Source organism: Sphingobium sp. CR28 (assembly GCF_052327305.1).
Classification (GTDB): domain Bacteria; phylum Pseudomonadota; class Alphaproteobacteria; order Sphingomonadales; family Sphingomonadaceae; genus Sphingobium.
Genome location: NZ_CP182486.1, coordinates 2706228 through 2718138, shown reverse-complemented (window position 1 = coordinate 2718138; position 11911 = coordinate 2706228). Strand labels below are relative to the sequence as shown.

Annotated in this window: 9 protein-coding genes; 5 read left to right on the top strand and 4 right to left on the bottom strand. The window is 63.0% G+C overall.

Features of this window, described 5'->3' with window-relative positions; genetic code table 11:
- Window positions 1-286: 286 nt before the first annotated feature.
- Window positions 287-2935 (top strand): TonB-dependent receptor, encoded by a 2649-nt coding sequence (locus tag ACNAOH_RS13140; protein ID WP_443970602.1) that lies wholly within the window; start codon window positions 287-289, stop codon window positions 2933-2935.
- A gap of 146 nt (window positions 2936-3081) precedes the next feature.
- On the opposite strand, the gene ACNAOH_RS13135 is transcribed toward ACNAOH_RS13140, so the two are convergent.
- The gene (locus ACNAOH_RS13135) at window positions 3082-3897 is read right to left on the bottom strand and encodes an arginyltransferase (RefSeq protein WP_443970601.1); all 816 of its coding nucleotides are present in this window, start codon (window positions 3895-3897) and stop codon (window positions 3082-3084) included.
- A 125-nt stretch (window positions 3898-4022) separates the two neighbouring features.
- Window positions 4023-5282: a threonine ammonia-lyase gene (locus tag ACNAOH_RS13130; protein WP_443970600.1), complete on the bottom strand. Its 1260-nt coding sequence runs from the start codon at window positions 5280-5282 to the stop codon at window positions 4023-4025.
- A gap of 55 nt (window positions 5283-5337) precedes the next feature.
- Here ACNAOH_RS13130 and ACNAOH_RS13125 point away from each other — a divergent pair, with 55 nt between their 5' ends.
- The 3 genes from ACNAOH_RS13125 to ACNAOH_RS13115 are packed head-to-tail and all read left to right on the top strand — an operon-like array spanning window position 5338 to window position 8679.
- The gene (locus ACNAOH_RS13125; RefSeq protein ID WP_443970599.1) at window positions 5338-6207 is read left to right on the top strand and encodes an NAD(P)-dependent oxidoreductase; all 870 of its coding nucleotides are present in this window, start codon (window positions 5338-5340) and stop codon (window positions 6205-6207) included.
- Between the two features lie 10 nt (window positions 6208-6217).
- On the top strand, window positions 6218-7876 hold the full coding sequence (locus ACNAOH_RS13120) for an amidohydrolase (RefSeq protein ID WP_443970598.1): 1659 nt from the start codon (window positions 6218-6220) through the stop codon (window positions 7874-7876).
- On the top strand, window positions 7873-8679 hold the full coding sequence (locus ACNAOH_RS13115; protein WP_443970597.1) for a class I mannose-6-phosphate isomerase: 807 nt from the start codon (window positions 7873-7875) through the stop codon (window positions 8677-8679). The genes ACNAOH_RS13120 and ACNAOH_RS13115 overlap by 4 nt, the downstream gene beginning before the upstream one ends.
- 105 nt (window positions 8680-8784) lie before the next feature.
- On the opposite strand, the gene ACNAOH_RS13110 is transcribed toward ACNAOH_RS13115, so the two are convergent.
- The gene (locus ACNAOH_RS13110) at window positions 8785-9570 is read right to left on the bottom strand and encodes a 3-hydroxybutyrate dehydrogenase (RefSeq protein ID WP_443970596.1); all 786 of its coding nucleotides are present in this window, start codon (window positions 9568-9570) and stop codon (window positions 8785-8787) included.
- Window positions 9567-10745 carry a patatin-like phospholipase family protein gene (locus ACNAOH_RS13105; RefSeq protein ID WP_443970595.1) on the bottom strand — a complete coding sequence of 393 codons (1179 nt, stop codon included), beginning with the start codon at window positions 10743-10745 and terminating at the stop codon, window positions 9567-9569. Before ACNAOH_RS13105 ends, ACNAOH_RS13110 begins: the two co-directional genes overlap by 4 nt.
- A 156-nt stretch (window positions 10746-10901) precedes the next feature.
- Here ACNAOH_RS13105 and ypfJ point away from each other — a divergent pair, with 156 nt between their 5' ends.
- The gene (gene ypfJ / locus ACNAOH_RS13100; protein WP_443970594.1) at window positions 10902-11783 is read left to right on the top strand and encodes a KPN_02809 family neutral zinc metallopeptidase; all 882 of its coding nucleotides are present in this window, start codon (window positions 10902-10904) and stop codon (window positions 11781-11783) included.
- Window positions 11784-11911: the final 128 nt, after the last annotated feature.

Below are 11911 nucleotides of genomic sequence, written 5' to 3'. Positions count from 1 at the left end.
GCGCAGCAATGCCCCCGGGCGCCCTAGGCTCCCAGAAACCCGCAGTTCTTCGTGCCCAAGCGTAATACATGCACATGACGTTTGCGCGACGCATACGTCAAACTTCGCATATGCACGATCAGTTCCCTTTGTATGTTGAATATGAGGAAATGAGGGATTGGTAATAAATACGGGCCCGAAAACGTGGCTCGCGTCCCTGAAAAACTCGAATGAATTCCGGAATAATCGGCGCCTCGAGAGCACCGACGGACCGGGGGAGAACGTCGCAACTTAAGAGGGATCCGCAATGAAGAATACCACGCTTAGCCTGGCGCTGCTTTCCGCCACCGCGCTTTCCGGCCTGTCCCCCGTTGCCGCCTATGCCGCTGAAGAGGCACCGGCCGATGCGGCGTCTGCAGCCGATGCCGCAGACAGCCAGACCATCGTCGTCACGGGCACGCGTCGCGCCATCATGCTGCAGGATGTGCCAATCAACATCAGCGCCGCGAGCGCGGAGACGCTGGCCGAGAACCGCGTCGATACCGTCCGCGATCTGGCCGCGTTCACCCCTGGCCTGACTGTCCGCGACACGGGCACGAATGGCGCCACCATCATCATGCGCGGCCTCACCACCTCCGATGCTGGCGTTGGCGCATCGACGTCGTCGAATTCGGAGGCGATCTATTTCGGTGAAACCCCGATGTATATCGACCTCAAGTTCATGGACATCGCTCGTGTCGAAACGCTGCTTGGCCCGCAAGGCACGCTTTACGGCCTCGGCACGATGTTCGGCGCCGTCCGCTACATTCCCAACCGCCCCAATGCGGACAAGTGGGAAGGGAGCATGCATGGCCGCCTCTTTGGTCAGAGCCATTCGGATGACGTCGGCGTCAATGGCGACGCGACCCTCAACGTTCCCATTGTCCGGGATCTGCTCGCCTTCCGTGGTTCGGTCGGATATTGGAACAACCCCGGCTTTATCGACTATAATTACCTCCTCCAGGAGCCCGGTGTTTCCCTTGCCCAGCCGGGCGGGCCGCTCGGGAATCCTGCCGATCAGGCTGGTTCGCTCAACTATTATGTAAACAGCCGTGGCGTGCTAACCTATGAGCGCGACATTATCGGCGTGAACCCCGCGACGGGAGCGCCGCCAAACGGCTGGTACGGTTCGATCGGCACGCCCGAGCAGATCGCTGCCAACATGCGCTCGCAGAAGGACGCCAACTTCGAGCACACTTTCTCCAGCCGTGCTCAGCTCGGCTTCTATCCGGCTTACTGGCTGCGCGTCTTTGGCAGCTGGGTCCATCAGGAGACGGACACGGGCGCCGGCCAGACCAACAGTGGCGGCGTGCTTGGCACTGGCAAATATGAGTCAGCTAAGCGCTATCTCAACACTTCAAATCGCGTCGCCAACCTGTTCTCGATTGAGACCGAGGCAGACATTGGCAGCTTCGCCCAGCTGGTGTCGGACACTGCCTGGACTCGTCAGAAGCAGCGGACCTTCAGCGACCAGACCGATCTGCTGCTCGATCTGAACTATGACTACGAGCTCTTCCCGGCGTTCAGCGCTACGACGCAGGGCAAGAACAAGACCACCACCTTCAACCAGGAACTGCGCCTGCTTTCCAAGCATGGAGGCCCGATCAGCTGGGTTCTCGGTGGCTTCTACAATCGCCAGCATACGTCTCGCGAGGGGCATGAAGAGACGCCGGGCCTCAATGCCTTCCACCAGAGGACAGCGCCTGGCGCCTGGGGCGATCGTCCGGACGACTGGGAATATGCGTCACGGGGTAGCACGGCGAAGACAGAGAAAGCCGTGTTCGGCGAAGCGACATGGAACATCACCGATAATTGGCAGGTCACGGGCGGCGGCCGCTACTACAAGTATGAACTGGACACGACGGGCGGTTCGACAACACCGCTCCTGAGAGGCCCCTTCGCTCGCCTTTATGGCACGAAGGTGAACTCCAGAGGGCAGACCGTCGCCGACTTCACCAAGGATCTCGGTCCCAATCCCGCCTTCCAGCCGGGACTGGTGAATATCACGATCAGCCCCAGCCATGCAGAGAAGAGCGGTTTCGTGTGGAAGGGCAACACCTCCTACAAGTTCTCCAGCGACCTGATGGCCTATGTGACGGTGTCAAAGGGTTATCGCCTGGGTGGGGCCAATACGAGCGCCGTGCCTTGCACCGAAGAAATTCTGAACAGCACCGGCCAGAAGCTCTGCCTGCTGCCGAACGAGCAGTTCTATGGCCCGGACACGACGCTGAATAAGGAACTCGGCATCCGCTTCGGTCTGTTCGACGGCAAGCTGCGCGGCTCGCTCGCAGTGTTCCACATCGATTGGAAGGGCATCCAGGTGCCCGGCGCGGCAGTCAATGGTGCCTCCGGCATTACGGTGAACGGCAGTTCGGCGGTCTCGAAGGGCGTGGAACTCGCCTTCGTCGCGAGACCAATCGATGGCCTGACAATCAACGGCAGCTATTCCTACACGGATGCTTACATCACGGCCGACATCAAGGGCCTCATTGCCTATAATATTGGTGGCGCCTCAAAGGCAGACGCTCTGTCGGGAGATCGTCTTGCTGGTTCGCCGAAGCACTCCGGCGCGCTGGGTGCGACCTATGAAATGCCGGTCAACGATGCGGGCGACATGCTCGCGCTGAACTGGACGGCGACCTACACCGGCAACATCTATAGCCGCATGGGTCTGCGTGGCTATGGCGAGAAGCTGCCGGGCTACTTCAACAATCGCGCCTATATCGGCTACCGGTTCGTCGAGCAGGAGCTTCAGGTGAAGCTCTATGCTGATAATATTTTTGATAAATATGCTGTCACCGGTATTGCCAATGACCGCTCCAACCGGATCATCAACAGTGGCGTGGTCAGCCGCTATTACGGACAGAGCGTGTTGACGCCGCGCCGCTTCGGTGTCGAGTTCAGCAAGAACTTCTGATCGTTGCGCAAGAATGAGAAAGGGGCCGCCCATCGGGTGGCCCCTTTTCTTATAGGCTGGTCAGAGCGTCTGGCCGGACAGGACTTTGAAATGAGCGAAGGGAAACACCGGCCGAGCGAACGACCGACTTGTGGGCGCCGAACGCCTTACTTGAAGAGGCGACCGGCCTCGTCGCGGCTGAGAGCAGGTTCGTTACCCCGCTCCACTCCTGCCGCGCGCTGCGTCATGGCGCCGTCAAAGCGCTCCCAGCCCGCCCGGCCCAGCTTCTCGATCGGCCGGAAACGCACCTTGTAGTTCATGCGCTCCGAGCCCTCGACCCAGTAGCCGAGATACACATAGGGCAGCCCGCCCTGCTGCGCGCGCAGCACATGGTCGATGATGATGAAGCTGCCCAGTCCCTGCCGTCCCGTCAGCTCAGGATCGAAGAAGGAGTAGATCATCGAGAGACCATCGCCCTGCCGGTCCGTCAGGCAGGCGCCCACCAGCCTGCCCGGACCATTCGGCCCGGCGGGCTCGCGATACTCGATGATATAGCTTTCAACCGGCGTCTGCTCGACCATGTCGGCATAGTCGACGTCGTCCATCTCGGTCATTCCGCCGCCTGGATGACGCGCAGCGAGATACCGCTGGAGCAGTTCGAACTGCTCCTCCGTCGACCAGGCCTTGCAAACGGTCGAGACCAGATCGCTATTCTTCCGGAGAAGGCGGCGCTGCGTGGCATTGGGCATGAACTCGCTCGCAACGATCCGCACGGAGACGCACGCTGTGCAATCCGTGCAACTCGGCCGATAAGCCACGTTCTGGCTGCGGCGGAAACCGATGCGGCCGAGCGCGTCGTTGAGTTCGCCGGCATGGTCCCCGGCCAGCTCAGTAAAGACCTTCCGCTCCGTCCGCCCCGGCAGATAGGGGCACGGGCCGGCATTGGTCATGAAGAAGCGCGGGAAACGAAAGGCAGCGCTCACAGTCTCTCTCCGCAGCGGAAACCAGCCGCGGACTCGCGACCCGTCAAACTATGCCGCCAACCGGAGAGAGTGAAAAGATCATTTACCACGAAGATGTTGCATCCGAAGGCGCGCGGGCGCTCCGATCATGCCAGCTCCACTCTCGCGGCGTCGTAGCCGGCTTGCGCGAGGGCCGCCATCAGCCGGGCAAGGTGCGCCTCGTCGCGTGGCTCGCATTCGACGTCGAGCGACAGGCCCTTGGCCGGCAACGTGGTGAAGATGCGCTGATGATAGAGCTCAAGGATGTTGACGCCCTGCTCCTGGAAGATGCGCGCGACATTATAGAGCGTGCCGGGCCGGTCCTGCAAACGGATACGCAGGCGCGCGAGCCGCCCAGAACGCGCGAGATCGCGCAGCAGCACGTTCGCGAGCAGGCGCATATCGATATTGCCGCCACACAGAACGAGGCCGACCTTGCGCCCAGCAAACATCGCCTTGTGCGCAAGTAGCGCGGCAAGACCCGCCGCCCCTGCGCCTTCGACCACTGTCTTCTCGATCTGTAGAAGCAGGCTGACGGCCTGCTCCAGGCTGCGCTCATCGACCAGCACAACATCGTCCGCCAGCGCCGCCACGAAACGGCGGGTGAGCAGGCCCGGCTCCTTGACCGCAATGCCTTCCGCCAGCGTGTCGCCGTCGCAGGGCAGATTGGCGTTCTTGATGACGTCGTACATGGAGGGATAAAGCTCGGCCTGCACGCCGACGAGATGAACGTCCGGCTTTATGCCGCGTGCCGCCGTGCCCATACCCGAGAACAGCCCACCGCCCCCGATGGGAACGATCAGCGTATCGATCTCCGGCGCGTCCTCCATCATTTCCAGCGCGACCGTGCCCTGGCCCGCAATGATATCCGGCTCGTCGAACGGGTGGACGAAGGTCAGCCCCCGCTCCACCTCCAGCGTGCGGGCATGTGCATAGGCATCGTCGAAGGTTTCGCCGTGAAGCACCACGGTGGCGCCATGCCCCTCCGTCTGCATCACCTTCACCGTCGGGGTCGGGCGCGGCATGACGATGGTGACAGGCACGCCGAGCCGCGCACCATGATAGGCCAGACCCTGCGCATGGTTGCCGGCCGAGGCCGCAATCACGCCCTTGGCGCGTGCCGCCGGGTCCAGCATCAGCAGTCGGTTGAGCGCGCCACGCTCCTTATAAGCAGCTGTGAACTGCAAATTCTCGAACTTGAGCCACACGTCCGCGCCGGAGAGTGCGGAGAGCGTCTTGCTGTGCAGCGTCGGCGTCCGCACGATGGACGGCGAAATGCGCGCGTGCGCAGCGCGAATGTCGTCGATCGAGACGGGAAACTCCGGAGAAGCGGCGTCCAGGGGCTCGATACGGTCTAAACTGTGCATGGCGGTCGCCCTAACGTATCTGGCGCTCTGATGAAACAGGCTCTATGCCGCCCATATGGCTAAGATCGCGTTTATTGGCCTGGGGGTCATGGGGGGACCGATGGCGGGGCATCTGGCGAAAGCCGGCCACGACATCGCGGTGTTCAATCGTACATTGGGAAAGAGCCAGGGATGGGTCACCCAATATGGCGGCATTGCTGCCACCAGCCCGGCGCAGGCCGCGCAGGAAGCCGATATCGTCATCAGTTGCGTCGGCACGGATGATGATCTGGCGACAGTGACGCTCGGGAAGGATGGCGCCTTCCGCACGCTGAAGCCCGGCGGCCTCTTCATCGATCACACGACCGTCTCCGCACGGATCGCCCGGCAGCTCGCCGTCGAAGGGGAAAGCCGCGGCATTCACTGCGTCGATGCGCCCGTCTCCGGCGGCCAGTCCGGCGCGCAAAACGGCACGCTTTCCGTCATGTGCGGCGGAGAAGAGCCGGCGGTCGCCGCTGCCCAGCTGGTGATGCAGGCCTATGCCGCCCGCATCATCCACGTGGGGCCTGCCGGCGCTGGCCAGACTACCAAGATGGTGAACCAGATCTGCATTGCAGGCGTCCTGCAGGGCGTCTCGGAAGCGCTGCGCTTCGCGCAGGCGGCCCATCTCGATCTGGACAAGGTGCTGGAGGCGATTTCCGGCGGCGCCGCCCAAAGCTGGCAGATGGAAAATCGTTGGCAGACGATGGCGCAGGACAAGTTCGATTTCGGCTTCGCGGTCGACTGGATGCGCAAGGATCTCGGCCTCGCGCTCGAAGAAGGGCGCGCCATGGGCGCGACGCTTCCCGTCACTGCGCTGGTCGATCAGTTCTATGCCGAAATTCAGAAGATGGGCGGATCCCGCCAGGACACCAGCGCGTTGGTGCGCCGCATACCCAAACCGTGAGTTGCGCAACATGAAAGTGAAGGCGGCCCTGCTCGCCGCGATGCTGGTGCCTGCGCCTGCGCTCGCAAGTGGCCTCGTCGATAATGTGAACGGCATCACTGTCGATGAGAAGGGCGATCTCGTGCACTTCTCGGGCCTGCTGATCGACCGCGATGGGCGCGTGGAGAAGCGCCTGGGGCCGGGCGATAAGCCGCCGAAGGAGCTCGATTTCCGACTGGACGGCAAGGGGCGCACTCTCGTGCCCGGCATGATCGACGCGCATGGCCATGTGATGCAGCTGGGCTTCCTCAAGCTCAATCTCGACCTCTCGGACACCAGGACGCTCGATGAGGCAAAGGCAAAAATCGCCGCCTATGCCGCCGCCAATCCCTCGCGGCCGTGGATCATCGGGTTTGGCTGGAATCAGGAACAATGGGGCCTTGGCCGCTTCCCGACCGCTGCGGACCTTGCCGGCATCGGCAACGGACGGCCGATCTGGCTCTCCCGGGTCGACGGCCATGCCGGCTGGGCCAACGATGCCGCCCTCACCGCCGCGAAGATCACTGCAGCGACAAAGGCGCCTCCCGGCGGCCGTATCGAGATGGCGGCGGGCAAGCCGACCGGCGTGCTTGTCGACAAGGCCATGGCCCTGATGGAGCCGGTGATCCCCGCGCCTCTCCCCAAGGACCGTGACGCCGCTTTCATGAAGGCGCAGGAAGCGTTGCTGGCGAAAGGCGTCACCGCCATCGCGGACATGGGCACCACCATCGACGACTGGCAGACCTTCCGCCGGGCAGGTGATCGGGGCGCGCTCGTGATCCGTATCATGGGCTACGCCAGCGGCACCGCGCAGGCCGCGATGATTGCCGGCTCCTCCCCTACCCCCTGGCTCTACGATGACCGGCTTCGGCTGGGAGGCGTCAAGCTCTACATGGACGGCGCGCTTGGCTCGCGCGGCGCTTGGCTCAAGGCACCCTATGCGGACGCGCCCGCCGAGACCGGCCTCATCCAGACCGACTCCACTCAGCTGCGCAATCAGATGAGCCGCGCCGCGATGGACGGCTTCCAGCTTGCCATTCACGCAATCGGCGACCGGGCCAATGCCGAGGTTCTAAGCGCGATCGAAGAACTGGCCGAGACCTACAAAGGCGATCGGCGCTGGCGCGTCGAGCATGCCCAGATCGTCGATCCTGTCGATCTACCCCGCTTCGGTCGGCAGGGCATCATTGCCTCCATGCAGCCGCAGCATGAAAGCTCGGACTGGAAGATGGCCACCGCGCGTCTCGGCCCGGCCCGTCTGGGCGGCGCTTATGCCTGGCGCGCCATGCTCCAGAACGGCAGCCGTCTCGCCTTCGGGTCGGACGTGCCAGTCGAACCGGCGGACCCATGGCTCGGCCTCAAGGTCGCCGTCACGCGGGAGGACGCGCGCGCGGAACCCCCAGGCGGCTGGTTGCCCGAACAGCGCCTGACCCTTGCCGAGGCTCTTCGCGCCTATACGCAAGGCGCGGCTTATGCGGGCTTTGCCGAGAAGCAGTTCGGGAACCTTGCGACGGGTCAGCGCGCTGACTTCCTGCTGCTCGATCAGGACATCGAACTGGCGCGCCCGGCGGATATCGCCAATGTGCGCGTGGTGGAGGTCTGGATCGGCGGCAAGCGGGCGATCGCGCCCAAAGCGGAGACGAAGGAATGACGGCAACTCGCCTCAGCACCAAATATGTCGAGAAGCCCTGGGGCCGCACGGACCTGCCCGCCACCTTCCCGGAGGGCGGCGGCCGGCAGATCGGCGAAGTGTGGTTCGATGGACCGGAAGGGCGCCATCCGCCCCTGCTCGTCAAATATATCTTCACCAGCGAGCGCCTCTCGATACAGGTCCACCCCACCGACGAGCAGGGGCGCGAACGCGGCCTCCCCGGCGGCAAGAGCGAGTGCTGGCTCATCACCGCCGCTGAGCCCGGCGCAACGCTCGGTATCGGCACGGTCGAGACGCTCTCGGGTCATCGTCTCAAAGAGGCCTCGCTTTCCGGCGAGATCGAGACGCTGATGGACTGGAAGCCGGTCAAGCCCGGAGATTTCTTCTACATCCCGGCTGGCACTATTCACGCGATCGGTGCGGGCGTGACGCTGGTTGAGGTCCAGCAGAATGTCGACGTGACCTATCGGCTCTATGATTATGGCCGCCCGCGCGAACTGCATCTGGTGGATGGCGTCGCGGTGAGCGTCGCCCGCCGCTACGAGCGTGCCCCGGTCAATGTTGCTGACGCCAGCGATGCCACGCTGCTCGGCCCCGGCGACGCCCCGTTCACGCTCGATATTGAGAGCTTCGGCGCGGGTAGCAGCGACCTCTCAGGAGTCGGCGAGCGTTGGTTCGTACCCCTCGAAGGCGCCGGTACCATCGATGGCCAGCGCTGGGAAGCAGGCGAATGCTGGCTGGTCGAGGGAGATGCCGAGTTGGTTTGCGATGGAACGGCGAAGGCGCTGATTGCCGAAGTATAACTCGCTAATTTCCGTCACCGTCATGCTGAGCTTGTTTCAGCATCCACGCCATATGCAGATGGACCCTGAATCAAGTTCAGGGTGACGAAAAAAGCCTTACACTCATCACTGTGCCGTCCAACCTCCATCGACTGAAATGTTCGCGCCCGTGATCTGGGCTGCAGCATCCGAGCAGAGAAACAGCGCGATTGCGGCGACTTCCTCTGCGGTCACAAACTGTTTGGTCGGCTGGCCAGCGAGCAACACGTCATTGATGACCTGATCGCGCGTCATGTTCCGCGCCTTCATCGTGTCGGGGATCTGCCCTTCCACCAGTGGCGTCCACACGTAACCGGGCGAAATGCAATTAGCCGTCACGCCGAAGGTCGCCAGCTCCAGCGCGACTGTCTTCGTGAAGCCGTCCAGCCCGTGCTTCGCGGTCACATAAGCGCTCTTGAACGGTGAGGCGACCTTGCTGTGGGCCGAGGCCGTCTGGATGATCCGGCCCCATTTTTTGCCCTTCATATAGGGCACGGCCAAACGCGTCGTGTGGAAGGCAGCCGTGAGATTAAGCGCGATGATGAGGTTCCATTTGTCGATCGGAAACTCTTCGACAGGCGCGACATGCTGGACGCCGGCATTGTTGACGAGAATATCGACTCCACCAAAGGTGTCGGCGGCTTCCTTCATCATCGCCTCGATCTGATCGACCTTGGTGAGATCATGGGCCGAATAAAGCGCCCTGCCCCCGCTCGTCGCTTCAAGCGCCAGCCGCTCCGTCTCGATTGCGGCGGCATCGCCGAAGCCGTTGATGACGACATTGGCCCCCTCGCCGGCCAGCGCCTTGGCATAAGCGAGCCCGATGCCAGATGTAGAACCCGTGACCAGCGCCGTCTTGCCCTTGAGAGTCATGCCTGCTTCTCCTTCAACTCACCGCTCAGCGCCAGATCGAACGCTGCGGTCTTTCCGCTTACGATATTGTCCGCGATGATGCGGTTGCCCCGGGCAATGACGGCACTCACTGCCTCTTGCCCCTGCGTCCAGTTGTCGCGCATCGTGCCGCGCGAAAACTCGAAGTCGCGCGCGCTCGTGGACCAGGAGCGCAGCTTGTAGATGAGGTGAACGATGTTCACTGCGCTCTCGCGGGAAATCTCCTCCAGCTCGCGCGCTTCCGCGCTGTCGCGCAGATCCTCCGGCAGGCGGTCAAGCAAGGCACGAATGGCCTTATGCTCCCGGCGCTGCCGCAGCATCTGGTCGGTCACCTGCCGAGTGCGACTGGAATATTGAATGTCCTTCTGGCGGGACCAGACCTGCGTCATCTCCGCCGGGAGCGGTCCTTCCGCAGGAAACAGGTCGCACTGGAAGATCAGTATGTCCCCGGTCTGATGGCACAGGACATGATCGAGCGGAGTATTGGAGACCAGACCGCCGTCCCAATAATGCCGCCCGTCGATCTCCACCGGCGGCAAGCCCGGCGGCAGCGCACCCGACGCCATGACGTGCCGGGCATCGATCTTGCCTTTCCAGGCCGGGTCGTGATTGTCGAAATAGATGAGATTGCCGCTCTCTATGTCGACCGCACCGACCGAGAAGCGCACTGGCCCGTGGTTCAGCAGTTCCCAGTCGATCAGGTCGTCGAGCGTCTCCCGCAGCGGCGACGTATCATAATAGCTCAGCGCTTCCTGCGACTTCTGCGCCGCTGCCCAGGCCGGCACCCCGTGCGGGCGGAAGAAACCGGGCACGCCCCACATGGTCACAAGCGCCGCAGCGGTCAGATGAGCAGCTTCTCGGACGCTGTTGCCTTCGGGCAGGAAAAGATCCGGCAGTCCGCCGCTCACCAACTCCCAGAAGCGTGTCAGTTGCTCGACCCGCCGCTCCGGCGGATTGCCTGCGACGATCGCAGCGTTGACCGCGCCGATCGAGATACCGGCGACCCAGTCGATCTCGATGTCCAGCCGTGCAAGCTCCTGCACGACACCGGCCTGAAACGAGCCCAGAGCGCCACCGCCTTGCAGCACCAGCGCCACCTCCTGAGGCAAGGGGAGCGACGCGCAATCCCGCCGCCTTGGCTTTGTCGGCATGTCCATGGCGCATTGCGATATAGGAAGCGGACGCGACGCGCCAATGACAATAGGTTCATGAAGGCTGCATCTAACGCACGCGACACGCCGTTCGTCGTTGCCAGCCCGTCGCGCGCCGCCTAGTTTCGTCGCCGGTAAAGAGTTTGACCAAGGGCTACCACCATGCGTCTGGACGATCAGGAAGAGAGCAGCAACTACGAGATCCAGCAGGGCGGCAGCAGCGGCGGCTTCGGCGGTATGGGCTTCGGTGGCGGCAACGGTCTTTTCGGCCTTCTTCTCCCCATGATCGGTAGTCGCTTCGGCTGTGTCGGCATTGTTATCGCGCTCGCGGTCATGGCGTTCCTCGGCTTGAACCCGATGGGCGGAGGCGGCGGCAATATGAGCCCGGCCCCGCAGGGCACACAGGTCGAGCGTGGCCAGCTCACGGAACAGCAGAGCTTCTCGCTGAAGGTTCTCGGGACGACCGAGAAAGTGTGGAACGATATTTTCGCCGAGCACGGCCAGCGTTATGCGCCCACGGTCCTATCCTTCTATTCCCGTAGCGGACGCTCGGGCTGCGGCGCCGCTCAGTCCGCCATGGGGCCGTTCTACTGCCCGCTCGACAAAAAGATCTACCTCGACACGGACTTCTTCAACGAGCTCCAGCAGCGCTTCGGCGCACCGGGCGACTTCGCGCAGGCTTATGTGATCGCCCATGAAGTCGGCCATCATATTCAGGATCTCGAAGGGACGCTGGCCGAGGTCAATCGTGCCCAGCGCCAGCTTGGGCAGAGCGAAGGCAATGCTCTTCAGGTGCGGGTGGAACTGCAGGCGGACTGTTATGCCGGCGTCTGGGGCAAGCGCACGGGCCTTATGGAAGCGGGCGATCTGGAAGAAGGTCTGCGCGCGGCTCAAGCGATCGGTGACGATACGCTTCAGCGTGAGGCCGGCCAGCGCCCGATGCCGGACAGCTTTACGCACGGGTCCAGCGAGCAGCGCATGACCTGGCTCAAGAAAGGCCTCGACTCGGGCGATCCGCGCCAGTGCGATACCTTCGCGAAGTAGGAATCGTATCACGGGCTAAATTGGGGATACGGTGACGGATATAGATGGTCTTTTCCGCATCGCTTCGGCGCAGGTGGACCACCATTGACCGCAAGACTGTCCCGAATTGACGCTACGGAACTCGTCAA

Bases quoted from the DNA above. Each gene is read 5' to 3' on its own strand.
- ACNAOH_RS13120 (WP_443970598.1), top strand. From the start codon at position 6,218: ATGAAAGTGAAGGCGGCCCTGCTCGCCGCGATGCTGGTGCCTGCGCCT.
- ACNAOH_RS13130 (WP_443970600.1), bottom strand. From the start codon at position 5,282: ATGCACAGTTTAGACCGTATCGAGCCCCTGGACGCCGCTTCTCCGGAG.
- ACNAOH_RS13115 (WP_443970597.1), top strand. From the start codon at position 7,873: ATGACGGCAACTCGCCTCAGCACCAAATATGTCGAGAAGCCCTGGGGC.
- ACNAOH_RS13110 (WP_443970596.1), bottom strand. From the start codon at position 9,570: ATGACTCTCAAGGGCAAGACGGCGCTGGTCACGGGTTCTACATCTGGC.
- ACNAOH_RS13140 (WP_443970602.1), top strand. From the start codon at position 287: ATGAAGAATACCACGCTTAGCCTGGCGCTGCTTTCCGCCACCGCGCTT.
- ACNAOH_RS13125 (WP_443970599.1), top strand. From the start codon at position 5,338: ATGGCTAAGATCGCGTTTATTGGCCTGGGGGTCATGGGGGGACCGATG.
- ACNAOH_RS13105 (WP_443970595.1), bottom strand. From the start codon at position 10,745: ATGGACATGCCGACAAAGCCAAGGCGGCGGGATTGCGCGTCGCTCCCC.
- ypfJ (WP_443970594.1), top strand. From the start codon at position 10,902: ATGCGTCTGGACGATCAGGAAGAGAGCAGCAACTACGAGATCCAGCAG.